This is a genomic window from Amycolatopsis sp., assembly GCF_035546795.1.
Taxonomy (GTDB): domain Bacteria; phylum Actinomycetota; class Actinomycetes; order Mycobacteriales; family Pseudonocardiaceae; genus Amycolatopsis_E.
Window position 1 is genome coordinate 104,531 of the sequence record NZ_DASZWC010000052.1, and the last position, 26,435, is coordinate 130,965.

A 26,435-nucleotide genomic window follows, 5' to 3' on the forward strand; every position below is an offset into this window, starting at 1 on the left:
CCAGTGTTCACCGGCATTGTCGAGGAGCTCGGCGAGATCACCGCGGTGGAGCAGCTGCCCAACGCGGCCAGGCTGACCGTGGGCGGGCCCGTCGTCAGTTCCGACGCCCGCCATGGCGACTCGATCGCGGTCAGCGGGGTCTGCCTGACCGTGGTCGAGGTGCGCGGCGAGGAGTTCACCCTCGACGTGGTGAACGAGACCCTGCGGCGCTCGCGGCTGGCCAAGATCGCCACCGGCGACCGGGTCAACCTGGAGCGGGCCACCGCGGTCGGCGCCCGCCTCGGCGGGCACATCATGCAGGGCCACGTCGACGGCACCGGGGTCTTCCGGTCCAGGGACGAAAACGGGCTGACCCGGTTCGCGCTGCCCGCCGGCTTGTCGCGCTATGTTGTCGAAAAGGGTTCGATCGCGGTGGACGGGATTTCGCTCACCGTGGCGAGTGTGACGAACGACGAGTTCACGGTGGCGCTCATCCCGACCACACTGGAGCTGACGACGCTGGGCCGAGCAGAGCCGGGCGATCTGGTCAACCTCGAGGTGGACGTGCTCGCCAAGTACGTCGAGAAGCTGGCCACACCGCATCTGGCCGGTCTGGCGGAGCACAATGGAGCTTGAGGTTTCGACCCGGGAGGCAACGTGACAGCAGGGACGCCGTGCGGCGCTGGAGTGCCGGTGGACACCGCCGGGATCGAGCGGGCCATCGCCGCCGTAGCGGACGGCCGCCCGGTGATCGTGGTCGACGACGAGGACCGCGAGAACGAGGGCGACCTGATCTTCGCCGCCGAGAAGGCCACGCCTGAGCTGCTGGCCTTCATGGTGCGCTACACCTCCGGGTACGTGTGTGTATCGCTGACCGAGGACAACTGCGAGCGGCTGGACCTGCCGCCGATGTACCACACGAACCAGGACGCGCGGGGCACCGCGTACACGGTGACGGTGGACGCGTCCGAAGGCATCACCACCGGGATCTCGGCCGCCGATCGTGCGCGCACGATCCGGCTGCTGGCCGACCCGGATTCGAAGGCCACCGACTTCAAGCGTCCCGGGCACGTCGTGCCGCTGCGCGCGAAGGAAGGCGGCGTGCTGCGCCGCCCCGGGCACACCGAGGCGTCGGCGGACCTCGCCAGGCTCGCCGGGTTACAGCCGGCGGGGGTGCTGTGCGAGATAGTCTCCCAGAAGGACGAGGGGGACATGGCGCGCCGCGACGAGCTGCAGGTGTTCGCCGCCGACCACGATCTGGAGATCATCACGATCGCCGATCTGATCGCCTACCGCCGCCGCACCGAGAAGCAGGTCGAGCGGGTCGCCGAAGCCCGGATCCCGCTGGCCGCGGGCACCTTCCGCGCAGTCGGGTACGACAGCCTGCTCGACGGCATCGAGCACGTCGCGTTCGTCTACGGCGATGTCGGCGACGGCGAGGACATCCTGGTCCGGGTGCACTCGGAATGCCTGACCGGCGACGTGTTCGGCTCGCTGCGCTGCGACTGCGGCCCGCAGCTGGACGCGGCTCTGCAGGCGGTCGCCGACGAGGGCCGCGGCGTGGTGCTCTACATCCGCGGGCACGAGGGCCGGGGCATCGGCCTGCTGCACAAGCTCCAGGCCTACCAGCTGCAGGACCTCGGCGCGGACACGGTGGACGCGAACCTGGCGCTCGGCGTGCCCGCCGACGCGCGGGACTACGGCACCGGCGCGCAGATCCTGTGCGACCTCGGCGTGCGCTCGATGCGCCTGCTCACCAACAACCCGGCCAAGCGCGTCGGCCTGGAAGGCTACGGCCTCAAGGTCACCGGCCGGGTGGCGCTGCCGATCTCGCCCAACCCGGAGAACGTGCGGTACCTGCGCACCAAACGGGACCGGATGGGGCACGACCTGTCCAACCTCGAGGAGTTCGACCAGGTCGGAGCCGACTTCGACCGGGCGCCGAACGGAAATGGCGCGGCACAGTGAGCGGTGCGGGACGTCCGGAAACGGACCTCGACCTGAGCGAGTGCGAGAACCTCAAGCTGGCCATCGTCGCCACGCGGTGGCACGCGAACATCACCGACACGCTGCTGGAGCGGGCGCTGGCCACGGCCAAGGAGGCCAAGCTCGCCGAGGAGCCCACGGTGGTGCGGGTGGCCGGCGCGGTGGAGCTGCCGGTCGTGGTGCAGTCGCTGGCCCGCAGCCACGACGCGGTCGTGGCGCTCGGCGTCGTGATCCGTGGTGGCACGCCGCATTTCGAGTACGTCTGTGACGCGGTGACGGCCGGGCTGACGAGGGTCGCGCTCGACGAGGGCACCCCGGTCGGCAACGGCGTGCTGACGGTCGAAACGGAAGCACAGGCGCTGGACCGCGCCGGGCTGCCGGAGTCGGCGGAGGACAAGGGGCGCGAAGCCACCCAGGCGGCGCTGGACACCGCGCACGTGCTGCGGACGCTGCGCCAGCCGTGGACCGAACGAGGGTTCATATGAGCGAGCCTGCGGGCGAATCATGCGGCACGGCAACTGTTCGTGAACGCGATACCGAGCGTCAGCGAGGCGGTGCATGAACGGGACGATGACCAAGCAGGACGAAACCGTCGTGATCCGCCCCTTCCGGGCTGCCTGGATGTCGGTCATCCTCGCGGTCATCTTGGTGGTGGCCTTCGCGGTGGTCGCGATCCTGCTGCGCAGCTCGAACACGGGCGCGATCTTCGAGGTGTCCGACCAGATCGCGATGATGGGCGTGGGGATCCTGCTCGCGGCCGGTGCGCTGCTGTTCGCCACGCCGCGCGTGCGGGCCGACGCCGAAGGCATCGAGGTGCGCAATGTTTTGTTGCTGCAGAAGCGATTCAGCTGGCTGGAGGTGCTGTCGGTGAGCTTCCCCGACGGCGCGTCCTTCGCCCGGCTCGAACTGCCCGAGGACGAGTACCACGGCGTGCTGGCGATCCAGGCCGTGGACCGGGACAGGGCGGTCGAGGCGGTACGCGCGCTGCGGCGCCTGCACAAGCAGGCGTGGTCGAACCAGCCGTGACGTCGTTTCCCGCCCGGCGGACGGCCATCGTGACCGGCGGCGCGTCCCCGCGCGGGATAGGGCGGGTGACGGCCGGCAGGCTGGCCGGGGCGGGCTGGGACGTCGCGGTGGTGGACATCGACGGCGCGGGTGCCGAGGAGGTCGCGTCGGATCTGGCGCGGCGGCACGGAGTCCGTGCGCTCGGTGTGGGCGTGGACCTCGCGCGGCCGGAGGAGATCGAGCCTGCCGTCGCGCGGGTCGAGGCCGAGCTGTCGCAGGTGGTGGGGCTGGCGAACATCGCCGGGGTGGCCTCGCCGGTCCCGTTCTTCGAACTCGATCTTGCCGAGTGGGACAGGGTTTTCGCGATCAACATGCGTGGCCTGTTCGTGCTGACCCAGCGGGTCGCGCGGACCATGGTTTCCCATGGCGTGGGCCGGATCGTGAGCGTTTCCTCGGTGTCCGCGCAGCGCGGCGGCGGCACGTACAGCCGCGTTTCCTACTCCGCGGCGAAGGCCGCCGTGCTGGGCTTCACCCGTGCCCTGGCAAGGGAAATCGGCGGCCAGGGGGTCACGGTCAACGCCGTCTCGCCGGGCCCCATCGACACCGACATCATGGGCGGCACTCTCAGCGACGAACGCAAGGGCGAGCTGGTGCGGGACCTGCCCGTCGGCCGCGTGGGCACCCCGGCCGACGTGGCGGCCACGATCGCCTTCCTGCTGGGGGAGGACGCCGGGTTCATCACCGGCGTCACCTACAACGTCGACGGCGGCCTGCACATCTTCTAGACCGTGAGGTCCACGACCACCGGGGCGTGGTCGGACGCGCCCTTGCCCTTGCGCGCCTCACGGTCCACGTAGGCGTCGGTGACCGCGCCGGAGAACTTCGCGTCCCCGTAGACGAGGTCGATGCGCATCCCGTTGTTCTTGGGGAAGGCCAGCTGGCGGTAATCCCAGTAGGTGTAAGGCTTTTCGTACTTGAGCGCGCGTGGCAGCACATCCGTGAGGCCGGCTTCGCGGAGCACAGCCAGCGCTTTGCGCTCGGCGTCGGTCACGTGGGTGGATTCGGTGAACAGGCTGATGTCCCACACGTCGTCGTCGGTGGGTGCGATGTTGAAATCACCCAGCACCGCCAACGGCCGCGCGCCGTCGGTCTCCGCGATCACCGTGCCACGTAAGGCTTCCAGCCACCGGAGCTTGTACTCGTAGTGCGGGTGCCCCGGCTCGCGGCCGTTGGGTACGTAGACCGACCAGACCCGCACCCCGCCACACGTCGCGCCGATCGCCCTCGGCTCGGCGGTGTCCTCGTACCGCGGCTCGTCGAGCAGCCCGCGCTTGACGTCTTCGAGGCCTGCGCGGGACAGGACCGCCACGCCGTTCCAGCGCCCGGTGCCGTACGCGGCGGTTTCGTAGCCGAGCTCTGCCACCTGCGCGGCGGGGAAGCCGTCGGTGGCGCATTTGAGTTCCTGCAGGCACACCACGTCGGGCTGGGCGGTTTCGAGCCAGGCGAGCAGCCGTTCCAGCCGGGCCGTGACCGAGTTGACGTTCCACGTGGCGATGCGCATGCCCCCGAGAATCGCACACCCGCCGCACACGCCTGTCCACCACCGCCGCGCAACGCGACGGCCCGCGCGCGTCCGTTGCCACCCCAACGCGACAAGGCTTTCCGAAATGCGCTTTCCACCCCGCGCCCATAGGGTTTCGATGCCGCGTCGCCGAGGGGACAGGGAGTCCGATGCGCAAGATCGCGATCGCCGTGGTGCTGGCGGTACTGGCGAGCCTGTTCCTGCCCTCGACCGCGGCCACCGCGGAAGGCTGCCGTGGCGGCGCGCCGGTCGTCCTGCTGCACGGGCTCGGCGCGAACGGGCCGGACAACTTCTCCTTCCTCGACCCGTATCTCCGCCAGGCCGGGTACTGCACGTTCACCCTCACCTACGGCCAGGCCGCGCCCGGCTCCCCGGTCGGAGGCACTACCGCGATCGAGAACTCCTCGCGCGAAATCGCGGCCTTCATCGATCGCGTGCGGCAGGTGACGGGGGCGGCGAAAGTCGCTCTGGTGGGCCATTCCGAGGGCGCTTTCCAGTCCCTGTACGTCCCGAAAGTGCTGGGGTACGCCGGCAAAGTGAGCCGGGTGGTCGCGCTCGCGCCGCCGACGCACGGGACGGACGTGTCCGGGCTCGTGACCCTGGCCGACCTGCTCGGGCTGCGGCCCGCGGTCGATGCGGTGCTGAATTCCGCCGGCTGCCAGTCCTGTCCCGAGATGCTGCCCGGCGGCTCCGCCGTCGAGGCCCTGACCAGCGGCCCGGTCGCCCAGCCCGGCGTGGATTACACCATCATCGCCTCGCGCACGGACGTCGTCGTCACGCCGCCGGCGACGTCGTTCGTGCCGGAATCCGGTGTGCACAACGCCTTCGTCCAGGACACCTGCCCGGCCGACCCGGTGGGCCACGGCGGGCTCGCCTTCGACGGCGGGGTCGCGGACATGATCGGCAACGCGCTCGACCCCGCCGGCGCCGGGCCGGTGCACTGCACAGCCGGTCCGCCGCTGTGATGGTGGGGGTGCGCGAGGCTGTCGCACCGGAGCCATAGGCTTGGTGCGTGGCTGATCCGTCCACCTACCGTCCAGCACCGGGGAGCATCCCGGACCAGCCCGGCGTGTACAAGTTCCGCGACGCGACGAAGCGGGTCATCTACGTCGGCAAGGCCAAGAGCCTGCGCAGCAGGCTCAACTCCTACTTCGCCGACCTCGCCGGGCTCCATCCGCGCACCCGCCAGATGGTCACCACCGCGGCGAGCGTGGAGTGGACCGTGGTGGCCACCGAGGTCGAGGCCCTCCAGCTCGAGTACAACTGGATCAAGGAGTTCGACCCGCGGTTCAACGTCCGCTACCGCGACGACAAGACGTATCCGGTGCTCGCGGTGACGATGCACGAGGAGTACCCGCGCCTGCACGTCTACCGCGGGCCGCGCAAGAAGGGCGTGCGGTACTTCGGCCCGTACGCGCACGCGTGGGCGATCCGCGAGACGCTCGACCTGCTGCTGCGCGTGTTCCCGGCGCGCACCTGTTCCAACGGGGTTTTCCGCCGGCACACCCAGATCGGCCGTCCCTGTCTGCTCGGCTACATCGACAAGTGTTCCGCCCCCTGTGTCGGCAAGGTGACAGCGGAGCAGCACCGTTCGATCGTCGAGGATTTCTGCGATTTTCTGGCCGGCCGCACCGACGCGATGGTGCGCCGCCTGGAAAAGGAGATGGCCGAGGCCTCCGAGACGCTCGAGTTCGAGCGGGCCGCCCGGCTCCGGGACGATCTCGGGGCGCTGCGCCGCGCGATGGAGAAGCAGGCCGTGGTGTTCGGTGACGGCACGGACGCGGACGTGGTGGCCTTCGCGCACGACGAACTCGAAGCGGCGGTGCAGGTTTTCCACGTGCGCGGCGGCCGGGTGCGCGGCCAGCGCGGCTGGGTGATCGACAAGGCCGAGGAGATGGACGTCGCGGATCTCGTCGACCACTTCCTGGCCCAGTTCTACGGCGAGCAGGCGGAGCTGGCCGAGCAGACGGCGGACAACGCCACGCCGGTGCCGCGCGAGGTGCTGGTGCCCGAGCTGCCCGCCGACGCCGAGGCGCTCATCGAGTGGCTGTCCACGCTGCGTGGTTCCCGGGTGCAGCTGCGGGTGCCGCAGCGCGGGGACAAGCGCGCGCTGGCCGAAACCGTGCAGCGCAACGCGCAAGAGGCGTTCCAGCAACACAAACTGCGCCGCGCCGGCGATCTCACCGCGCGGTCGGCGGCGCTGTCGGAGCTGCAGGAGCAGCTCGGCCTGGACAGCGCGCCGCTGCGGATCGAATGCGTGGACATCAGCCACATCCAGGGCAGTGACGTGGTCGCGTCCCTGGTGGTCTTCGAGGACGGGCTGCCACGCAAGTCCGAGTACAAGCGCTTCGCGTTGCGCGAGGCGGCGGAGGAGGGTGACGTCGCCTCGATCGCGGAGGTCGTGCGGCGCCGGTTCCAGCGCTACCTCAAGGAAACCGCCGTCGACGAGAGCAAGCCCGGCATCGACCCGGAGACGGGGCGCCCGCGCAAGTTCGCGTACCCGCCGAACCTGCTCGTCGTCGACGGCGCCGGCCCGCAGGCGACGGCGGCCGCGGACGTGCTGGCCGAGCTGGGCATCACCGACGTCGCCGTGGTCGGGCTGGCCAAGCGCTTGGAGGAGGTCTGGCTGCCCGCCGATCCCGACCCGGTGATCCTGCCGCGTACGGCCGAATCGCTGTATCTGTTGCAGCGGGTCCGGGACGAGGCGCACCGCTTCGCCATCCGCTACCACCGGGAGAAGCGCGCCAAGCGCGTGCAAGTGTCCGTTTTGGACGGTGTGCCGGGGCTCGGCCAGACCAGGAAGGCCGCGCTGATCAAGCATTTCGGCTCGGTGAAGAAACTCCGTGCCGCCGGGGTGGAGCAGATCGCGGAAGTGCCGGGAGTGGGGAAACGCACCGCGGAGGCGGTGCACGCGGCACTCAACACAGGGGAGAGGGAGTCATGAGCGACAACGAAGACGGGCACCATTCGGGAATGGAGGTCGCGGTCGTCACCGGGCTGTCCGGCGCGGGCCGCAGCACCGCCGCGAAATGCCTGGAGGACCTCGGCTGGTTCGTGGTGGACAACCTGCCGCCCGAGCTGATCGCCACGATGGTCGAGCTGGGGGCGCAGGCCCGCGGCGCGATCACGAAGGTCGCCGTGGTGATGGACGTCCGTTCGCGGGCGTTCACCGACGACCTCGCCTCGGTGATCAAGGACCTGGACGCGCGCGGCTACAAGCCGCGGGTGCTGTTCCTGGAGGCCACCGACGCGGTGCTGGTGCGCCGCTTCGAGTCGGTCCGGCGTGGCCACCCGATGCAGGGCGACGGCAGGCTGGCCGACGGCATCACGGCCGAGCGCGCGCTGCTGGAGCCGTTGCGCGAGGAAGCCGACCTGGTGCTGGAGACCTCCGCGCTGTCGGTGCACGACCTGCGCGCCAAGATCGAGGACGCGTTCGGCTCCGAATCGGCCACCCGCACCAGGGTCACGGTGCTCTCGTTCGGCTACAAGTACGGCCTGCCGATGGATGCCGACCTGGTGATGGACGTGCGGTTCCTGCCGAACCCGTTCTGGATCCCGGAGCTGCGCGACCACACCGGCCTGGACTCCGAGGTGCGCAACTACGTGCTGTCCCAGGAAGGGGCGGAGGAGTTCCTCGACCGCTACCATCAGCTGCTGCGGCTGATCGGGGCCGGCTACAAGCGCGAGGGCAAGCGTTACCTGACTCTCGCCGTGGGCTGCACGGGCGGAAAACACCGCAGCGTGGCCCTTTCCGAGGAGCTGGCCCGGCTGCTGTCCAATGAGGACGGTATGGCGGTCAAGGTGATCCACCGGGACCTGGGCCGCGAGTGACCCCGGAGCGCCCCCTGCGTGCGGTCGCCCTCGGTGGCGGCCACGGGCTGCACGCGACGCTGATGGCGGCGCGGCGCCTGACCTCCGACGTCACCGCGGTGGTGACGGTCGCCGACGACGGCGGTTCCTCCGGCAGGCTGCGCCGCGAGCTCGGCCTGCTCCCGCCGGGGGATCTGCGCCAGGCGCTCGCCACACTGGCGGAGGCCGAGCTGGGGGAAACGTTGTGGGGCGAGGTGTTCCAGCATCGCTTCGGTGGCAACGGAGCGCTGGCCGGGCACGCGGTGGGGAACCTGCTGCTGGCCGGGTTGTTCGAGGTGCTGGGTGATCCGGTGGCCGCGCTGGACGAGGCGTGCCGGCTGCTCGGGGTGAGCGGGCGGGTACTGCCGATGGCCACCGGGCCGCTGGAGATCGAGGGCGAGGTGACCGGCCTCAGCAACGACGGCGAGGTCCGCACGATCCGGGGGCAGGTGGCCGTGGCCAGCACGCCCGGCCGGGTCCGGCGGATCGAGCTGCGCACGCCGGGCAGCCCGGGTGCCACCCCGGTCGCCTGCCCGCAGGCCGTGGACGCGGTGCTGGGCGCTGACGTGGTGTTTCTCGGCCCCGGCTCGTGGTTCACCAGCGTGCTGCCGCACGTGCTGGTGCCCGGTCTGCACGACGCGCTGGTGCGGACGGAGGCGACGAAGGTGGTCATCCTCAACCTGGTCCCGCAGCCGGGTGAGACGGCGGGCTTCTCACCCGAACGGCATCTGCACGTACTCTTCCAGCACGCGCCCGGACTGCGGGTAGACACGGTGATCGCGGACCGGGCGTCGGTGCCGACGCCGCAGCGCCTGAGTGACGCTGCGGCCGAATTGGGGGCGCGGGCGCTGCTCGCGGACGTGGCGGACCCGAACGTGGCGGGTTTGCACGATCCGGATGCGCTCGCGGGCTGTGTGCGGGAAGCTCTCGGTCGCCGCCCCGGTGCGGGTGACCGGGACGGTGGAGAAAGCAGGGAGGGGACATGGCGATGACCGCGGCGGTGAAGGACGAGCTGAGCAGGCTGCAGATCACCAAGATCGGGCCGCGCCGCGCCGAGGTGGCGTCGATGCTGCGGTTCGCGGGCGGTCTGCACATCGTGGGCGGCCGGGTGGTGGTGGAGGCCGAGCTGGACACCGGCTCGGTCGCGCGGCGGCTGCGCAAGGAGATCCAGGAGCTCTACGGCCACCATTCCGACGTGCACGTGCTTTCCGCCGGGGGGCTGCGGAAGACGACGCGTTACCTGGTGCGGGTGGTCAAGGACGGCGAGGGCCTGGCCCGGCAGACCGGGCTGATCGACAACCGCGGCCGCCCCGTGCGCGGGCTGCCGGCGGCGGTGGTGTCCGGCGGCATCGCCGACGCGGAAGCCGCCTGGCGTGGCGCTTTCCTCGCGCACGGTTCGCTGACCGAGCCCGGCCGGTCCTCGTCGCTGGAGGTCACGTGCCCGGGGCCGGAGGCCGCGCTCGCGCTCGTGGGCGCCGCGCGCAGGCTGGGCATCCAGGCCAAGTCGCGGGAGGTGCGCGGCGCGGACCGCGTGGTGGTCCGCGACGGTGACGCGATCGGCGCGCTGCTGACCAGGCTGGGCGCGCACGCGAGCGTGCTGCAGTGGGAGGAACGCCGGATGCGCCGCGAGGTGCGGGCGACGGCGAACAGGCTGGCCAACTTCGACGACGCGAACCTCCGCCGTTCCGCGCGTGCCGCGGTCGCGGCCGCGGCGAGGGTGGAGCGGGCGATGGAGATCCTCGGCGACACCGCCCCGGATCACCTGCTGGCGGCCGGGAAGCTGCGGCTGTCGAACAGGCAGGCGTCGCTGGAGGAGCTGGGCCAGCTGTCCGATCCGCCGATGACGAAGGACGCGGTGGCGGGCCGGATCCGCCGCCTGCTGGCAATGGCCGACAAGCGCGCCAAGGACCTCGAGATCCCGGACACGGAGTCGGCCGTCACAGCCGAAATGCTGGAGGAAGAGGCTTAGGGGCCTCCGGCCCGGCGAGTACCAGGCCCACGAAACCCGCCGTCGAGGCGGACGCTGGTGACCCACCCGCCCGAACCGCCGCTGCCGACCGACGGCTCCCGGTTCACCGCAGCAGCGGGGCCAAGGCCGCCGTCGTGGCGGTCAGCTGCCGGGTGGCGTCGGCGAGCGCGGTGCCTTCGGGATGGTGCGTGAGCACCACGACGATGTACCGGTCGCCGGTGCCGACGAGGCCGCTGGTGTGCGCGTCCACCCCGCCGCGCCCGGCGGCCCAGCCCTGCTTGATCGCCCAGCGCTGCCCCGGCAGCCCGCTGGGGATGCCGAAGTACTGATCGGTCCCGTCGGCGGCGATCTCCGCGGCGTCGCGCAGCGGGTCCAGCACCAGGGAGCGCTTGCTCGCCGGCAGCGTGTACAGGAAGCGGTAGATGGCCACCACGTCGTCGGCGCTGATCAGCGTGTCGCCCCACCGGTGTGCCACCGCGGGCGGCGTCGCGTGCAGCCCGAGCGAACGGGCGGTGCGCGTGACGATCTCCGGCCCGCCGCCGGAGGTCCACAGCTGCTGGGCGAGCGCGTCGTCGCTGAAGGAGAGCATGCGTGTCATCCGCGGGCTGGGGTTCGCGGGCGTGACGATGCCGCGCTGCACCAGGTCGATGCCGATGAGCAGCTTCACCAGCGACGCCGAGCGGAACCGGGCGTCCGCGTTCTGCTGACGCAGGTAGTCGCCGCCGCTGCGGTCGAAGACCACGCTGGCGGTCGCCGTGCCGGCGGCCTCGACCGGGCCGGATTCGTTGTCGCGCAAGGAGAACGCGACGAACAGGGCGGCGGCGGTGACCGCCGCGGCGAGCACCGCGACCAGGCGGGCCCGCCGGGTGCGCCGGGGCCGTGGCCGGGTGTGCAGTGGCTGGGTGCGCTGTTCGAGCATGATCCACAGCGTCGGCCCGCGATGTCCGGATTGGACCGTGGCGATGTCATGGTTTTGCTACAGATGAGGTGCTTGTGGTGAATCACCGCCATAATCGGCCGGTGCCGAATGTGTTGCTGATCGAGGACGACCCCGCCGTGCGCGAGGGTCTCGGCCTTGGCCTGCGCCGTCACGGGCACCGGGTCGAACCGGCGCCCGACGGTGAGGCCGGGCTGCGGCTGCTGGCCGGCAGCCCGCCCGACATCGTGCTGCTCGACGTGATGCTGCCGGGGATCGACGGGTTCGAGGTCTGCCGCCGCATCCGCGCCGCGGGCAGCGTGCCGATCATCATGCTGACCGCGCGCGGCGACGACATCGACGTGGTCGGCGGGTTGGAGGCCGGGGCCGACGACTACGTGGTCAAACCGGCGCAGGCGAGGGTACTGGACGCGCGGATCAAGGCGGTGCTGCGCCGGGGTACCGCGGTGGACCAGGCGCGGGAACGGCACGGCGGGCTGGTGATCGACCGGTCCGCGCTGGAGGTGTCCAAAGAGGACACAACGGTCGCGCTGACGCCCACGGAGCTGCGGCTGCTGCTGGAGCTGTCCCGGGTGCCCGGCCGCGTGTTCAGCCGGCAGCAGCTGCTGGAACTGGTGTGGGAACACGATTATCTCGGTGACTCCCGGCTGGTGGACGCGTGCGTGCAACGGCTGCGGGCGAAGATCGAGGACGTGCCGGCCTCGCCGGTGTACGTGCGCACCGTGCGCGGGTTCGGTTACCGGTTCGGTCCACTTTGATCAGACGGCTGCTGGGAAAGCTGCGCGGGATCCGCGTCCGGATGCTGCTGATCGTCACGCTCGTCGCGCTGCTGGCCACGGTCGGCGCCACGGGAGCGAACTACGTGCTGGCCCGCCGGACGGTGCTGGCCGCCGCGCAGGACCAGGCGATGCGGACACTGCGCGACGACGTGAACACGATCGCCGCGAACGTGCGGATGCCACCGGACAAATCCTCCCTCGACGACATCGCGCGCAAGCTCGGCTCGAACACCGTCGCGGTCTACGAGGGCGCGTCCTCCGGCGTGGGAATGGCCGTGGAGGGCGTCCCGGATTCCCTGCGCTCGGTGGTGCACGACAGCGACACGATGCAGTTCCAGCGCGTCACCGGCAGCGGGCTGCCCCAGCTCGTCGTCGGGATGCCGGTGCTCACCGTCGACGACCAGCTGACGCTGCACCCCTCGGGCCTGGAGATCTACGCCTGGTACTCGCTGTACACCCAGGAAGCCCAGATTTCGCAGTTCGCGGTGAACGGCTGGCGCACCGCCGCGGTCGCGGTACCGATCGCGGTGTTCGTCGCCTGGCTCGTCGCCGGGGCGCTGCTACGGCCTGTGCGCAGGGTCCGGGACGCGGCCAGAAGGCTCGCGCGCGGCGACCTGTCCGTGCGATTGCCGGTGCGAGGCGGTGACGAACTCGCCGAACTGGCGCGGACGTTCAACGACACGGCGGCCAGCCTGGAGGCGTCGGTGGGGCAGTTGCGGCGCATGGAGGCCGACGCCCGCCGTTTCGTCGCCGACGTCTCGCACGAGCTGCGCACCCCGCTCGCCGCGATGACGGCGGTCAACGAGGTGCTCGACGACGCGAGCCTGCCCGGCGACACCGGCACCGCGGCGCGGCTCGTCAGCAGCGAGACGCGCCAGCTCGCCCGGCTGGTCGACGACCTCATCGAGATCTCCCGGTTCGACTCCGGCACCGCCCGGCTGGACCGCCGTCCGGTCGATCTCGCCGACCTGGTCACCTCGGCCCTGCGCGCCCGCGCCTGGACCGGGCAGGTGGAGACGGATCTGCCGGCCGGGATCGTGGCGCGGGTCGACCCGAGGCGGATCGACGTGATCGTGGCCAACCTCGTCGGTAACGCGCTGCGCCACGGCGCGCCGCCGGTGGAAGTCCGGCTGCGCCGGGAAAACGGCCAGGTCGCGCTGAGCGTCACCGACCGCGGCCGTGGGCTGTCCGGGGAGGTGCTGCCGCAGGTGTTCGGCCGGTTCTACAAGGCCGACAGCGCCCGTACCCGCTCCGACGGCAGCGGGCTGGGCCTGTCCATCGCACTGAACAACGCTCGCCTGCACGGCGGCGACATCGAAGCGGGCAACGGCCCGGGCGGCGGTGCCCGCTTCGTGTTCCGGCTTCCGGAGGAGGCATGAGGTACGTCGTCATCGCGCTCGTCCTGCTGCTGTCGGCGTGCGGGGTGCGCCCGACCGGCGTCGTCCCGGCCGGCGATCCGCCGATGGGCGTCGCCAGGGGACCGCTGCTGTACTTTCTCGCCGACGGCAAGCTGCGCCCGGTGACCAGGGACACCGGGCATCTCGGTTCACTCGCCGAGGCGCTGAGCCTGCTCGCCGCCGGACCGACGCTGGCGGAACGGGCGGCGGGCCTGACCAGCGAAGTGCCCGCGGCCCCGCTTTCGGAAAGCGGCCCGGCGCAGGGCGTGGTGACGTTGCAGTTCGCGGGTGTCGGGCGGCTCTCCGCGCCGGCCATGGACCAGCTGGTCTGCACCGTGATCGGGACCAGTGCGCGGGGGAGCGTGAACGGGCGCAACGTTCTCGTGCAGTTCGTCGGCCCGGTCAGCGTTCCGGCGCGCGGCTGCCCCGTCTCGTCCTGACCCGGGCATGTACAGGTGGTGTTACCTGCGGCACGAACCGGCGCCCAACTCGTAACGTAGCGGTTTCATGGCTGGGAGGTGCGCGAAACCCGGCGCGCCGACGCTGGATCTTGGCCAGTCCGGTTCGGGGAAGGGGATGATCGTGCGTTCCGACAGGGCGAACGAGAAGGCGGAGCTCAAGGTCTCCGCCGATGTCGGCAGCTGGCTCCCCCGGCGCAGCAGCCATGGCGCCGACTGGCGGGCGGAGGATCTCGCGGCGGCGAAGCGCGGCACCACGGTGAGCGTCGTGATCCCGGCGCGGAACGAGGAGGCGACGGTCGGCGACATCGTCCGCACGATCCGCCGCGACCTCGTCGAGGGGGTGCCGCTGGTGGACGAGCTGCTGGTGGTGGACTCGCGCTCGCAGGACGCCACGGCGCGGGTCGCCGCGGAGGCAGGCGCCACCGTCGTGGCACAGGACGCGGTGCTGCCGATGCTGGAAGGCATGGCGGGTAAGGGGGAAGCCCTGTGGAAGGGCCTCGCCGCGACCACCGGTGACCTGGTCGTCTTCGTCGACGGCGACCTCTACGACTTCACCAGCGACTACGTGACGGGCCTGCTCGGCCCGCTGCTGACCGACGAGTCCGTGGCCTACGTCAAGGGCTTCTACCACCGGCCGCTGGTCGGCACGGCCAGTACGGACGCCGACGGCGGTGGCCGGGTGACCGAGCTGGTGGCGCGGCCGCTGCTGAACATGTACTGGCCGGAGCTGGCCGGGTTCGTGCAGCCGCTGGCCGGTGAGTACGCCGGGCGCCGCGAGGTGCTGGAGAGCATCCCGTTCGTGGTCAACTACGGGGTCGAGGTCGGGCACCTGATCGACATACTGGCCGAGTACGGGCTGGACGCGCTCGCGCAGGTGGACCTGGGCAAACGCACCCACCGGCATCAGAGCACGCAGGCGCTCGGGCAGATGTCGGGGCAGATCATGCTGACCCTGTTCGACCGGCTGGAGCGCTACGGGCGGCTGGTGTCCGCCCAGCCGCCCGCGACGCTGCTCGCCCAGTTCCGCCGTGGCGATTCCGAGCACGGGGTTGAACGCGAGATGGTGCTGACGGAGCTGTCCTGTGAGCAGCGGCCACCACTGGCCGGGCTGCGGGCGGCCGACCGGATGCGCGACATCGCCTAAGCCGCGTCGTGGAACACCAGGCCCAGGGTGTGGCGGACGCCGGTCCGCACGGCGCTCACGCCGTGCCGGACCGGTGACGCCGACCAGCCCCGCGCCGAGCGGACGGGGCGGTCGCGCGTGGTGAAGATCAGCGCGTCGCCCTGGCCCAGCGTGGTCACCGTGCCGCGGGACTGCGCGCGCGGCCGTTGTTCGACGAGCAGGAACTCGCCGCCGGTGTGGTCGACGCCGGGTTCGTCGAGCCCGAACACGACCTGCAGCGGGAAGACGAGGTCGCCGTAGAGGTCACGGTGCAGGGCGTTCCAGTCGCCCGCCTGGTACCGCAGGAGGATCGGGGTGGGCCGGGGCTGCCCTTCGGCGTGACAGCGGGCGAGCCAGGTCTCCAGATCGTCCGGCCACGGCGCCGGCCGGCGCAGTTTCGCGGCCCAGTCGCGGGCGATCGGCAGCAGGTGTGGGTAGAAGGCCTCGCGTAGCTCGCGCACGGGGTCCGGCAGCGGGTAGTCGAAGTAGCGGTACTGCCCGGAACCGAAGCGGTAGCGCGCCATGTCGATGGTGGAGCGGAACCGGGCGATGTCGTCGTAGAGCGCTGACAGCACGCGGCATTCCGCCGGTTCGAGCAGCGCGGGGATGCGAGCGCAGCCGTAGTCGTCCAGTTCCGCCGCGAGGGCTTTCCAGTCCAGTCCGGCTGTTCGTGCGAGGTGGTTCACGCGGCCAGTCTCGTGCCGCGCCGCCACGCTCGCTGGCGGCTTTCCGCCGTTTCGCTCAGCGGGCGCCGAGCCCGTCCGTAGCCGATCACCGCCGGAGCGGCATGCGAAGATGAACGCATGGGCCCGGACGTGGACGAAGGCGTGCGGACCATGCTGTTGCTGATGCCGCGGCTGGTCGGCCGCGCGAAGAAGATCCCGATCCCGGAGAGCCTGCGCTCGTTCTCGCTCGCGCCACGGCACCTGTCGCTGCTGTCGTACCTGCTGTTCGACGGGCCGCTGCACGTCAACGAACTCGCCACCCGGCTCGAGGTCGCGCCCACCACGGTGAGCCTCATGGTCGGCGACCTCGCCCGCAGCGGCATCCTCGAGCGCACCGAGGACGCGGCCGACCGGCGGCGCACGATCGTGAGCATCGCCGTGCGGTACCGGGCCGATGTCGAGGGCTGGCTGGCCAGCGGCGGCCGCGCCTGGCGGAAGGTGCTCGCACCGCTCACACCCGAGCAACGCGGCCTGTTCATCGAGACGCTGCAGGCCTACGAGCGCGAAGTCGAGCGCGCGAGCCCGGAGGACGACCTATAGCCTGGTGCGCTGTGCGAGATGCGGACCTGATCAGCGGCGGACTGGTCGACGAGGGCCTGGCCCGGCGGCTCAAGGCGCTCGCCTGCACCGCGCCGCTGCACGACCTCGACGCCCGCAAGGCCAAACTCGACTGGGCCGACGCCACCGTCTACCAGATGGCCGAGATCGCGCTGCACACGATCGATCAGGTCACCATCGCGATGGACTTCGACACCGGCGCCGGCCACGACGACGTGATCCGCCGCCTGCAGCCGTTCATCGCCGCGCAGGCCCCGGCCCGCACCGGCGAAGAACACCAGCGCGTCGCCCGCTGGGTGCTGGACAACCTGATCAACGTCGGCACCGCCGACCGCGGGTTCCGGCGGGTCTACGGCAGCGTCGACGCCTCCGGCGCGTACCGCCGCCGCGCGTTCGACTTCAAGCTGCTCATCGAACTGGCGGCGCCCGACGGCGAGGTGTACCTGCGGGCCAGCGACGAGGCGATCAACGTGCTCGTCGGCGCGCTGGACACCGACGTCGAGTCCGCGCAGATCGCGGCCGAGGTCAAGCTGGAGAACCTGATCAGCCGCGGCCGGCTCGCGGACGCGAAGCTCGCCGCGGAGCAGGCCCGCTACCGCACCGTGCAGTACGGCGAAACCCTGCGCGCCAAGCTCGACGCCACCCGCCGCGACGTGCGCGCGGTGGACTGGGCGGAGGAGATGCCCGAGCTGCTCGACTCCGCGCTCACCCACATCGAGTCCCGGTTCCGCGCGGAGAACGCGATCCTGCGCAACATCACCCGCGCCCGTGACGAGGCCGAGGACGTCGACCACAAACGCCGCGCCGCCGAGCTGGTCGACATCGTCGGCGACTGCATCTCGCGGCACACCCAGCTGCAGTCGAGGCTGCAGGCGGCGGGCGCGATCTTCCGTGCGGAGCAGGACAGGCAGCAGTTCTCCGGCCCGCCGCAGCGCGCCACCCTCGATCTGTTCGGCCAGCTTCTCGTGCCCAGCCTGGAGCTGCCGATCGCGGACGCGGTCACCCCGGTGGAGGATTTCTTCCACGCCGTCGCCGGGCTGAACGTGCCCGCCGTGCCCGCGTTGCCGTCGCTGGTTTCGCTGCTGCTGCGCCCGGTGCCGGAACGGGACAAGGTGATCGGCGAGATCCCGGAGCCGGAGCTCGTCCCTGCGGAGACCACCGACTACTACAGTGACGAGCAGTGGCGGCAGGCCGACGAGCTGCTCGACCTGCCCGAGGTGCCGAGGCGGCTGTCCGGTCTGCTCGCCGAAGCGCGCGAAGCCGATCCGCAGCTGGCGCGCCTGGTCGCGCTGCGGGCGCTGCACTCCTACAGTCCTGGGGTCGGCGCGGCCGTGCGGCAGGGGGACGATCGCGCGTTGGTGGCCGTGGACGACGGGACACTGCTGGAGGACGCGGAGTTCGGCGGCGCGGACCTGCTGCTGGGCACCGCGCGGATCGAGCGCGGAGACGAGGGGGAGGTGGCGTGAACGCCGAGGCACCGCACGCAGTGGGCGTGACGAAGGATCGCCGGCGGGGAGGACCGACCGGGTGCGGGTGTCCCGCATGAACGCCGCCGATGTCGAGTCCGCGGCCCGGCTGATCTCGTTCGGGATGAAGCCGAAGCAGCTGCCGGGCCGGGACGTGGTCTACGGCGATCTGGTGCGCCGCTACGGTGAAGACAGCGCTTTCAAACAGCTCACCAACTCCGTGGCGGCCGGGCTCGGGCTGATGGTGCTCGACGTCAGCGCGCAGGCCGGCGCGGTGCTCGCGGCCACCGACGAGTCCGTGTTCGAGATCAAGATGGACTCCTACGCCCGGCAGAGCAAGATCCGCGAGCGGCGCGAGACCGAAAAGGTCCTGCACGGCCTGGTGCACCTGGCCACCGCCGCGCTCGGCTACCCGCGTCCGGACGATCTGGCCAACGACACCTACATCGGCCGGGTCAGCGTCGAACAGGTCGACGGCGTGGTGCGCGAGGCCTGCCGCATCCTCGACGAGCGCGCCGCGAAGGCGGAGCGGAACAACGACCCGCTGTCCGACGCTCCCGAGCTGGAGCAGGCCTGGCGCGCGTACGCCCGGCGGCCCGCTGCGGCGGCGACCAAGGACGGCAGGCTCGCGTCCGACACCACCCGCGGCATGGTGTCCCGCGCGCTGCGTTTCCTTGCCGATCAAGGGTTTCTGGTGCAGGTCAACACCGAGCAGGGCGGGACGTACCGGACCACGCCGCGGTATCAGATCCAGGTGCGGGAACTGGCCGCCGACAGCGCGTTCGAGGAACTGCTCGAACTGGGCGTGGTCGCGGTCGGGGATGCCGCCGGCACGCTTCGTCCGTCCATTTCGGACACTCTCTAGGGGTCGCTTTGTGCGAGCTTGTGGATGGGTGGAGCCGGTTGCGTTCGGTTGGTTGTGAGGGGGGCCTGATGTGCGAGCTTGTGGATGGGTGGAGCCGGTTGCGTTCGGTTGGTTCTGAGGGAGCCTGATGTACGAGCTTTCGCGGGTGCGGTTGCATTCGGTCGGACCGGCCGGTGCCCGGTACCAGGACGTGGTGCTGGACTTCAGCGGCGTCGGGCAGGTGGTCAAGGCGCCGACGCAGGACGCGTTGTTCACCGCCGGGATCCATTCCGCGGACGGGGGCCTGCCGCGCCGCCCGTCCCCGGCGAGCGTGCTGTTCCTGGAGAACGGCGGCGGCAAGTCGGTGCTGATCAAGCTGATCTTCTCGGTGATGCTGCCCGGCCGCCGCCAGGTCGTGGGCACCACCAACACCCGGGTGCTGGAGAAGTTCGTCGCCGCCAAGGATGTTTCGCAGGTGGCGCTGGAATGGCAGCACACCGAGACCGGGCAGCGGGTGATCACGGGCAAGGTGTCGGAGTGGCGCGGGCACGTGGTGTCCAGCGATCCGGCGAACCTCGTCGACTCGTGGTACTGCTTCCGCCCGAGCGCGAACACCGGGTTGGAGACGCTGCCGTTCACCGCCGATGGCAGGCTGCTGACCATGTCCGGCTTCCAGGAGAAGCTGGACGAGGCGCACCGCGCCGAACCGGAGCTGGAGCTGTCGTGGACGCGGCGCCACCACGAGTGGACCGAGCGCCTCGACCTGCTGGGCCTGGACACGGAGCTGTTCCGGTACCAGCGCGCGATGAACGCGGGCGAGGGCGAGGCGGCCGACGCCTTCGCGTTCACTTCGGACGAGGCGTTCGTCGACTTCCTGCTCAAGGCCGTGATCTCGGAGGACGATCCGCGCGATCTCGCCGATGTGGTGCAGACTTACGCGCACAACCTCGGGCAGCGCGGCGACCTGATGGCGGAACGGGATTTCGTCGCGGGGGCGCTGGATCTGCTGGGCCCGCTCGCGGAGGAAGAGTCGCTGGCCGCCGCGTCGCGGAAGCTCGCCGCCGCGGCCCGGGCGGACGCGCAGGCGTTCGCGGGCTCCGTCGTCGCGCGGCACAAGCTGGAGTCCGACAGGCTGGCCGGGCTCGCCGCCTTCGTCGATGAGACGCGGGACGCCGAGAAGCTCGCCGAGGGCGACCATCGCCGGTTGTCCGCGGTGGTGACGGAGCTGCGCCGGGTGGTCGCCGAACTACGCCTGGCCGACGCGACGGCGGACAAGAAGCGGGTGGACGGCGAACTGGCCGAGGCGCGTGCCGCGGCCGAGGCCTGGCGCGAGACCGGCACGGTGCTGGCGCACGCGAACGCGGTGCGCAAGGCCGCGGACATCCGCGAACTCGTAGGGGAGCGGGAGCAGACGGCGAAACCCGCGCTGGAGGCCAAGAACGCGGCGGCCAACGCGCTCGCCCGCGGCCTCCTGGCACTGGCGCGCGAAGCCGGTGAACAGGCGAAGGCGGCGGAGGAGCGCGCCGCCAACGCGCGCGCCGAAGCGGCCGCGGCGCAGGAGCAACGGGACGAGGCGACCGGTACGGCGGCACGGCATCGCGCGGAGGAGGCCCAGCTTTCCCGCCGTATCGAGGAAGTCCGCGGCGAGGTGCAGCAGGCTGTCCGTGACGGGCTGCTCGCCGACGGCACCCAGGTGGCCGCGGCGGCGCAGGAAGCCCGTGACCGCGGGGAAAAGGCGTCGAACGAGCTGATGGCACGCGAGGCAGAACTGGAGCGGGTCGCCGAGGAACACGGTGAGGCCCAGGCCGCCGTGCACGCCGCGCAGCAGCGGATGTCGTCCGCGCAGGCCCGTGCCGACCGTGCGGCGAGTGAACTCGCGAAGGCCCATCGCCGCACGGACAGTCTCGCGGCGAATCCCCGGCTGCTGGAGCTGATCGGTGGCGAGAGCGTCCAGCTGGAGACGGACACCCCCGCGCTGGTGAAGCGCCTGCGGGAGGCCCGGGCCACCGCCGAGCGCGAGCAGACGTCGCTGCGCATGGAGGAGTCCGTGGACGAGCGTGCCCTCGCCGCGCTCGGCAACGGCGGTCTGCTGCCCGCGCCGCAGGAGGTGCAGGCGGCGCTGGACGTGCTGGAGGAAGCCGGGATCACCGCGTGGTCCGGCTGGCGTTATCTGTCCACAATGGACGCTGAGGCGCGGGAACGGGTGCTCGCCGAGCTGCCGCATCTCGTGGGTGGCGTCCTGGTGAACGACCCCGCGCAGCTTGCGCGGGCGCGCGGGGCGCTGGCGGACGCGAAGCTCCTGCCGAGCGTCGTGCTGCCGGTCGGCACCACGGAGTCGTTGCGCGGCAAGGGTTCCGCGCCGGGCGTCGAGTTCCTGGTGCCGCCGAACCCGGCGATGTACGACGAAGAGGCCGCCGACACCGAACGCCAGGCGATCCTTGCCCGGCATTCCCGGCGGCAGAAGCAGCTCGAAGCGCTGGCCGCGGCGATCGGTGACGATGCGGCGCTGGAGTGGAAGCTCACCACGTGGCGTGAGGACTACCCGGCCGGAGCGCTGGGCACGCTCGCCGAGGAGTCCGAAACGGCGGCGAGCGAGTTCGCCGAATCGCAGACGGCGGTCGCGACGGCCGAGCGTGAGCTGGCGGAGCTGACCGCTCGGCGCGGGCGGCTGCGTGAGGCGATTCCCTTGCTGCGCACGGAAGCCCGCACCGGCGAGGAGCGTTCCCGCAAGCTCGGGGAGCTCGCCGAACGGGTCGCGAAGATTCCACAGTGGACGGAAGAGGTGGAGCGGGCGCGCGAGATCCTCGCCAGGGCTGAGACCGAGGCCGAGCAGGCTTCGGTGCGGGCGGCACGAGCCCGCGAAGAGGCCGCCGAGGAGCAGCGCACCGCCGACGGGCACCGTCGCACGGTCAGCAGCGCCCGTGCCGAACTCGCCGAAGTTCCCGGTGGTGGCGCGGTTTCCGAGGACGAGCCCGCGCCGAAGGATGCCGTGGACACCCTGCGCCGTGCGTTCGCTTCGGCCAGTGACGCCTACGCGAAGGTGGAGGTCGGCAGCGACCTGCGCGCCGAGCTGGAGCACGCCGAGAGCGCGGAATCCACCGCCAGGGCCGCGCTGGAAGTGCTCGACCCGGTCGTCCGCGAACAGGCCGCGAAGCTGTTGGAGACCCCGGACGGTTCCGACGCGGCGACCAGGGCGGCGGCGCAGGCGCGGGCCGGTCGCGTGGTCGCGGCGCTGGAGGCCGAGCACAGCGAGGCGATCGGCGCGGTGGCCACCTGCAAGGCCGAGCTCGACCAGCTGCCGAAGCAGAACGCGTCGCTGGACACCCGGCCGCGCGACGTCGAACACGGCCGCGAGCTGATCGGCGCGGCAGCCGAGGAGGCGAGCGCCGCGGCCCGTGCGTGGGAGGAGGCGCAAGCCCGCCGGGCCGAGGCCGAACACGCGTCGGAAACCGCGAACGCCCAGAGTTCCGCATTCCGGCTGCTGGCCGAGTCGATGGAACGGCTGGCGCCCGACGGCGAGCCGGAAACGGTCTTCGACGGCGACGTCGAGGCGGCGCAGAACCGTTATCGCAACCTGAATTCCGCGCTCGCGGACGCCGAGTCCGCTGTGGACAGTGCGGAGAAGCGGGTGCGGGCGGCGTCCGACGCGCTCGCCCAGTACGCCACCGAGAAGCGGTTCGAAAAGCTGTCCAGCCCGGTGCGCCAGCAGATCATCTCGGTGCGCCGGGACAGCCTGCCCGCCAGCGCGGCGGAATGGGCCAACGCGCTGCGGCCGCGCCTGCGCACGCTCACCGACGACCTGGCCCAGATCGACCGGCACCGCTCGGGCATCGTCGCGCGGTTGCAGGGCATGGTCGAGGGCGCGCTGCGGATGCTGCGCTCGGCGCAACGGCTTTCGCGGCTGCCCGAGGGGCTCGGCGGCTGGTCCGGGCAGGAGTTCCTGCGCATCCGCTTCGGCGAACCCGAGGAAGCCGAGCTCGCCGAGGCGCTCGGGCAGGTCGTCGACGAGGCCGCGGCCGGCAAGACCAGCGACGGCCGAGACGTCAAACGGGACGGGATGAGCCTCGTGCTGCGCGGAGTGCGGGCCGCGGTGCCGAAGGGGTTCCGGGTGGACATGCTCAAGCCGGACTCCGTGCTGCGCACGGAACGGCAGCGGGTGTCGGAGATCCGGGACGTGTTCTCCGGCGGGCAGCAGCTGACCGCGGCGATCATCCTGTACTGCACGCTCGCGGCGCTGCGCGCGAACAATCGCGGCAAGCTGCGCAACCGGCATTCCGGCGTGCTGTTCCTGGACAACCCGATCGGCCGCGCGTCGGCGGGCTACCTCCTGGAGTTGCAGCGGGTGGTCGCCGAGGCGCTGGGCGTCCAGCTGATCTACACGACCGGCCTGTTCGACGCCGGCGCGCTCTCGGAGTTCCCGCTGATCGTGCGGCTGCGCAACGACGCGGACCTGCGCGCGGGCCGGAAGTACCTGTCGGTCGACGCGACCATCCGCAACCACCTCGACGAGCTCGCGCCGCCGGACGGCAGCTCGCATCTGTCGGCCACCAGGCTGTTCAGCAAGCCCGCCGCCGAGGCCTCGTGAAGCTCGGGCCGCCGACGCTGCCCGGGTAGCGTGTTCGATGGAGGTCGACCGGATGAGTGTACGACAACAATCGAACACTGCGCGGGCGCGTGGGCTGACCCACGTGCACCCGCGCGACGTCGCGTTGCAGGACGCGCTCACCGCGGTCGCCGACCCGGTGCGCCGGATGATCCTGCGTGAGCTGGCCGCCGGCCCCGACTGGTCCCGCGCCTGCGGCACGTTCGACCTCCCGGTCACCAAGGCCACCCGCAGCCACCATTTCGCCGTGCTGCGGGCGGCCGGGCTCATCGAGCAGCGCGACGAAGGCGCCCGCCGGCTCAACCGGTTGCGCCGCCCGGAATTCGACGAAACGTTTCCCGGCCTGCTCGATCTGGTGCTGACCGAAACGTGACCGGAGTTCGTCCCTCGGGCCGCACGAACGGGCGATCTTCACTCACGCGGCTGGATGGCCGGTCACCGCCGGGGTGGCCCGGTTCCAGTCGCCCGGACGGGAGTTCCGGGATCACCGCCGGTGATCGAAAACGCCCGAGTTTGCCGAGCCCGGACCGGATTTTCACGCGCCGGTGCAGCGCGGCCGAGAGGGCCGGTTCCGAGGGGTGAGAACGCGGAAAGCACGGCGCGTTCGCTCCTTGGGGTAAGCGGCCGGGCGCCGGTGCGCCCGATTGGGGTAGGGATGCTGCGAGCAGTTCCCGCCCCGACGAACAGGAGCCCGATGTCGCGCCCCGGCCTCGCGCTGTGCACCGCAATCACTCTCGCCGCGGCCTTGGCGGCACCGGCCGCCGCGAACGCGTCGGCCGGGGACACGAGACTGGACCCGGTGTGCGCGGGGAAGTACGAACGCCTCGCATGCCAGGTGGAGCGCGTGATCAGCCCGTACGACGACGGGACGGCGCCGGTCGGCTGGAGCGCGCAGGATCTGCAGAAGGCTTACGACCTGCCGAAGTCGGCGGAGCGCACGGGCACGGTCGCGGTCATCGACGTCGGCGCATACCCGGACCTGGAAGGTGACCTGGCGAAGTACCGCACGCGGTACGGCCTGCCGCCGTGCGCCGCGTCCACCGGCTGTTTCCGGCAGACCGGCTACCGCGGGGGCCCGCCGCTGGCGCCGGGCAGCGGACCGGACGGGCCGTCGATCGACGAGCAGATCGCCGTGGAGACCGCGCTCGACGTGGACATGGCCTCGGCCGCGTGCCCCGGCTGCCGCATCCTGGAAGTGCAGATCCCGCAGTCCGCGGTACCCACCTCCGGCGACTCGGACAAGCCGCTGAACTACGACGGTTACGCCGACGCGTTCGGCGCGGCGGTGCAGACCGCGATCGCGCAGGGGGCGAACGCGATCAGCATCAGCTACGGCCTGCCCGGCGACGACCACATGCTCCACGGGCCGGTCGCCGCGCAGCTCGCGCACCGGGGTACCGCGATCGTCGCGGCCAGCGGCGACTCGGGCTTCGAGGCGAACAAATTCCTTTGGCCGCAAGCACTTCCGACTGTGACGGCGGTCGGCGGGACGGAGCTGGTGGAGGAGTCCGGCCGGTTCAGCGAGGGGGCCTGGAGCGGCGGCGGATCGAGCTGCGCCCCCGGCGCCGCGCCGCCGGAAGGGCAGCCGGCGGCGATCAGCACTTCCTGCGCCGGCGCCCGCACCGGCGTGGACATCTCGGCCGCGGCCAGCAATCTCGCCGTCTACGACAGCTACGCCCCGGAAAGCCATCAGCCGCCGGGCTGGACGGTGGTCGCCGGGACGAGCGCGGCGTCGCCGATCATCGCCGGGATCTACGCCGCCAGCGGCGGGCTCGAACACGTGCTCGGGCCGAACACCTTGTACGACAGCAAAATCGTGAACTTCCACGACATCACCTCGGGCACCAACGGCACGATCGGCAACGGGCGCTGCCTGATCCCCGGCGAGGCGGACCCGGCCAAACCGCCGGCCTCCTTCGACGGGCGGCTCTGCGCGGCAGGCAAGGGCTGGGACGGGCCCACCGGTCTCGGCAGCCCGCGCGGCCTGTTCCACTTCTAGCCGCCGCGCGTCAGTGGCCGGTGCAGCGCTCTTCCGGGAGGTTGAGCACCGACCATTTCGTGAGCTGCGCGAAGACCGGCAACAGGCTGGTTCCCGCGTCGGTCAGCTGGTAGCGCACGCCCGGCGGCCGCGCGTCGGACACCGAGCGGTCCACCAGGCCGGCCAGCGAGAGCTCGGTCAACCGGTCCGACAGCACCGAATCGGTGATCGCGCCGACGCTGCGCCGCAGCTCGGCGAAGCCCATCGGGCCCTGGCCGAGCACGGCGAGGATGACCCCGTTCCACCGTTTTCCCAGGAACTGGAACGCCCGCCGGAGCGCGGCGTCGCAGGCCTCATGGCCGGTTTCCTCGGGCGGGGCAAGGCCTTCCGCCCGGGGGTCCACGGATGTCACGCCGTTCATACTACCGGCCGCGGGCAAGCTGCTAGCATTTTACTAGTAGCTACTACTGGGCTATCAACTCGTGAACTCGGAGGCATTGGTGTCTTTGTTCCGTCTTGACGCGAGCATCAGGGTCGAGGGCTCGCGCAGCCGCGAGATCGCCGACATCGTCGAGCAGGAGTGGCGGGAGGTGCACCCGCAGGCGTCCGTGGTGAGCCGGCACGTCGGCGTCGAGCCGATTCCGGCGACAGCCTGGGCGACGGCACTCGGCGCGGCCGCGGTGGCCGAGGACCAGCGCTCGCCGGAGCAGCGCGCGGCGGTGGCCCTTGCGGCCGAGGCCGCCGATGAGCTCATTGCGGCCGACGCCCTGCTGTTCGCCACGCCGCTGTACAACTTCGGCGTCTCCCAGCACTTCAAGGCATGGGTGGATCTGGTGATCACCGACCCGCGGATGGCGGCGGGCGTCGAGCCGGCGATCGCGGGCAAGCCCGCCGTGCTGGTCGTCGTACGCGGCGGCAGCTACGCGCCGGGCACGCCGCGGGACGGCTGGGACCACGCCACCGGCTGGACGCGCCGGATCCTCGAAGACGTGTGGCAGCTGGACCTCAAGGTCGTGGAAGCGGAGTTCACGCTGGTCGGCGTCAACCCGGCGCTGGACCAGTTCAAGGACCTCGCCGCCCAGCTGCGCGCCACCGCCGAGGAGGACGCCCGGAAACACGGGCGGAGCCTCGCCGGAGCGGTGGCGGCAGCCTGAG

General features: G+C 71.5%; 25 protein-coding genes. 21 read left to right on the forward strand and 4 right to left on the reverse strand.

What is annotated here, in order from left to right:
- The first annotated feature begins 3 nt into the window (after window positions 1-3).
- From VHD82_RS27830 to VHD82_RS27850, 5 genes are all read left to right on the forward strand, one after another.
- A complete protein-coding gene (locus VHD82_RS27830) occupies window positions 4-615 on the forward strand; it encodes a riboflavin synthase (protein ID WP_325710321.1) in 612 nt (203 codons plus the stop codon).
- Window positions 616-666: 51 nt separating this feature from the next.
- Window positions 667-1,947, forward strand: coding sequence for a bifunctional 3,4-dihydroxy-2-butanone-4-phosphate synthase/GTP cyclohydrolase II (locus tag VHD82_RS27835; protein ID WP_325710439.1), 1,281 nt, complete (start codon window positions 667-669; stop codon window positions 1,945-1,947).
- Window positions 1,944-2,450, forward strand: coding sequence for a 6,7-dimethyl-8-ribityllumazine synthase (gene ribH, locus VHD82_RS27840; RefSeq protein ID WP_325710324.1), 507 nt, complete (start codon window positions 1,944-1,946; stop codon window positions 2,448-2,450). Before VHD82_RS27835 ends, ribH begins: the two co-directional genes overlap by 4 nt.
- Window positions 2,451-2,523: 73 nt before the next feature.
- Window positions 2,524-2,991: a PH domain-containing protein gene (locus tag VHD82_RS27845; RefSeq protein ID WP_325710327.1), complete on the forward strand. Its 468-nt coding sequence runs from the start codon at window positions 2,524-2,526 to the stop codon at window positions 2,989-2,991.
- On the forward strand, window positions 2,973-3,755 hold the full coding sequence (locus VHD82_RS27850; RefSeq protein ID WP_325710330.1) for an SDR family NAD(P)-dependent oxidoreductase: 783 nt from the start codon (window positions 2,973-2,975) through the stop codon (window positions 3,753-3,755). The genes VHD82_RS27845 and VHD82_RS27850 overlap by 19 nt, the downstream gene beginning before the upstream one ends.
- Here VHD82_RS27850 and VHD82_RS27855 read toward each other — a convergent pair.
- On the reverse strand, window positions 3,752-4,531 hold the full coding sequence (locus VHD82_RS27855; RefSeq protein WP_325710333.1) for an exodeoxyribonuclease III: 780 nt from the start codon (window positions 4,529-4,531) through the stop codon (window positions 3,752-3,754). The genes VHD82_RS27850 and VHD82_RS27855 overlap by 4 nt on opposite strands.
- 170 nt (window positions 4,532-4,701) lie before the next feature.
- Here VHD82_RS27855 and VHD82_RS27860 point away from each other — a divergent pair, with 170 nt between their 5' ends.
- From VHD82_RS27860 to whiA, 5 genes are read left to right on the forward strand one after another with little or no spacing between them, the layout of a single operon-like run.
- On the forward strand, window positions 4,702-5,517 hold the full coding sequence (locus tag VHD82_RS27860; RefSeq protein WP_325710336.1) for an esterase/lipase family protein: 816 nt from the start codon (window positions 4,702-4,704) through the stop codon (window positions 5,515-5,517).
- Window positions 5,518-5,564: 47 nt separating this feature from the next.
- Window positions 5,565-7,496, forward strand: coding sequence for an excinuclease ABC subunit UvrC (uvrC, locus tag VHD82_RS27865; protein WP_325710339.1), 1,932 nt, complete (start codon window positions 5,565-5,567; stop codon window positions 7,494-7,496).
- A 29-nt stretch (window positions 7,497-7,525) separates the two neighbouring features.
- The gene (gene rapZ / locus VHD82_RS27870; RefSeq protein ID WP_325710443.1) at window positions 7,526-8,383 is read left to right on the forward strand and encodes an RNase adapter RapZ; all 858 of its coding nucleotides are present in this window, start codon (window positions 7,526-7,528) and stop codon (window positions 8,381-8,383) included.
- Between the two features lie 14 nt (window positions 8,384-8,397).
- On the forward strand, window positions 8,398-9,393 hold the full coding sequence (locus VHD82_RS27875; protein ID WP_325710446.1) for a uridine diphosphate-N-acetylglucosamine-binding protein YvcK: 996 nt from the start codon (window positions 8,398-8,400) through the stop codon (window positions 9,391-9,393).
- Window positions 9,384-10,370 carry a DNA-binding protein WhiA gene (gene whiA, locus VHD82_RS27880; RefSeq protein ID WP_325710342.1) on the forward strand — a complete coding sequence of 329 codons (987 nt, stop codon included), beginning with the start codon at window positions 9,384-9,386 and terminating at the stop codon, window positions 10,368-10,370. Before VHD82_RS27875 ends, whiA begins: the two co-directional genes overlap by 10 nt.
- 103 nt (window positions 10,371-10,473) lie before the next feature.
- On the opposite strand, the gene VHD82_RS27885 is transcribed toward whiA, so the two are convergent.
- On the reverse strand, window positions 10,474-11,289 hold the full coding sequence (locus tag VHD82_RS27885) for a hypothetical protein (protein ID WP_325710345.1): 816 nt from the start codon (window positions 11,287-11,289) through the stop codon (window positions 10,474-10,476).
- Window positions 11,290-11,390: 101 nt separating this feature from the next.
- Between VHD82_RS27885 and VHD82_RS27890 the strand changes: the two genes are divergently transcribed.
- The 4 genes from VHD82_RS27890 to VHD82_RS27905 all read left to right on the forward strand — a co-directional run bounded on the left by VHD82_RS27890 (window position 11,391) and on the right by VHD82_RS27905 (window position 15,088).
- Window positions 11,391-12,065, forward strand: a complete 675-nt coding sequence (locus VHD82_RS27890) for a response regulator transcription factor (protein WP_325710348.1) — start codon at window positions 11,391-11,393, stop codon at window positions 12,063-12,065.
- A complete protein-coding gene (locus tag VHD82_RS27895) occupies window positions 12,062-13,465 on the forward strand; it encodes a HAMP domain-containing sensor histidine kinase (RefSeq protein WP_325710352.1) in 1,404 nt (467 codons plus the stop codon). Before VHD82_RS27890 ends, VHD82_RS27895 begins: the two co-directional genes overlap by 4 nt.
- Complete coding sequence (locus VHD82_RS27900; RefSeq protein WP_325710355.1) at window positions 13,462-13,923, forward strand: hypothetical protein; 462 nt, start codon at window positions 13,462-13,464, stop codon at window positions 13,921-13,923. Before VHD82_RS27895 ends, VHD82_RS27900 begins: the two co-directional genes overlap by 4 nt.
- 136 nt (window positions 13,924-14,059) lie before the next feature.
- Complete coding sequence (locus tag VHD82_RS27905; protein ID WP_325710449.1) at window positions 14,060-15,088, forward strand: glucosyl-3-phosphoglycerate synthase; 1,029 nt, start codon at window positions 14,060-14,062, stop codon at window positions 15,086-15,088.
- Here the strand turns inward: VHD82_RS27905 and VHD82_RS27910 are convergent.
- The gene (locus VHD82_RS27910; protein ID WP_325710358.1) at window positions 15,085-15,792 is read right to left on the reverse strand and encodes a 2OG-Fe(II) oxygenase; all 708 of its coding nucleotides are present in this window, start codon (window positions 15,790-15,792) and stop codon (window positions 15,085-15,087) included. The two genes, VHD82_RS27905 and VHD82_RS27910, sit on opposite strands and share 4 nt — an antisense overlap.
- 117 nt (window positions 15,793-15,909) lie before the next feature.
- On the opposite strand from VHD82_RS27910, the gene VHD82_RS27915 reads away from it, so the two are divergent.
- From VHD82_RS27915 to VHD82_RS27940, 6 genes are all read left to right on the forward strand, one after another.
- Window positions 15,910-16,371 carry a MarR family winged helix-turn-helix transcriptional regulator gene (locus VHD82_RS27915; protein WP_325710361.1) on the forward strand — a complete coding sequence of 154 codons (462 nt, stop codon included), beginning with the start codon at window positions 15,910-15,912 and terminating at the stop codon, window positions 16,369-16,371.
- Between the two features lie 11 nt (window positions 16,372-16,382).
- The gene (locus tag VHD82_RS27920; protein WP_325710364.1) at window positions 16,383-17,855 is read left to right on the forward strand and encodes a hypothetical protein; all 1,473 of its coding nucleotides are present in this window, start codon (window positions 16,383-16,385) and stop codon (window positions 17,853-17,855) included.
- Window positions 17,856-17,931: 76 nt separating this feature from the next.
- Complete coding sequence (locus VHD82_RS27925) at window positions 17,932-18,720, forward strand: hypothetical protein (RefSeq protein WP_325710367.1); 789 nt, start codon at window positions 17,932-17,934, stop codon at window positions 18,718-18,720.
- Between the two features lie 127 nt (window positions 18,721-18,847).
- A complete protein-coding gene (locus VHD82_RS27930; protein WP_325710369.1) occupies window positions 18,848-23,284 on the forward strand; it encodes a hypothetical protein in 4,437 nt (1,478 codons plus the stop codon).
- Between the two features lie 52 nt (window positions 23,285-23,336).
- Window positions 23,337-23,675, forward strand: a complete 339-nt coding sequence (locus VHD82_RS27935; protein ID WP_325710372.1) for a helix-turn-helix domain-containing protein — start codon at window positions 23,337-23,339, stop codon at window positions 23,673-23,675.
- Window positions 23,676-23,996: 321 nt separating this feature from the next.
- Window positions 23,997-25,301, forward strand: a complete 1,305-nt coding sequence (locus VHD82_RS27940) for a S8 family serine peptidase (RefSeq protein ID WP_325710375.1) — start codon at window positions 23,997-23,999, stop codon at window positions 25,299-25,301.
- Between the two features lie 10 nt (window positions 25,302-25,311).
- Here VHD82_RS27940 and VHD82_RS27945 read toward each other — a convergent pair whose 3' ends face one another.
- A complete protein-coding gene (locus VHD82_RS27945; protein WP_325710378.1) occupies window positions 25,312-25,692 on the reverse strand; it encodes a helix-turn-helix domain-containing protein in 381 nt (126 codons plus the stop codon).
- An 88-nt stretch (window positions 25,693-25,780) separates the two neighbouring features.
- Here VHD82_RS27945 and VHD82_RS27950 point away from each other — a divergent pair, with 88 nt between their 5' ends.
- Window positions 25,781-26,434 (forward strand): FMN-dependent NADH-azoreductase, encoded by a 654-nt coding sequence (locus VHD82_RS27950; RefSeq protein WP_325710381.1) that lies wholly within the window; start codon window positions 25,781-25,783, stop codon window positions 26,432-26,434.
- Window position 26,435: the final 1 nt, after the last annotated feature.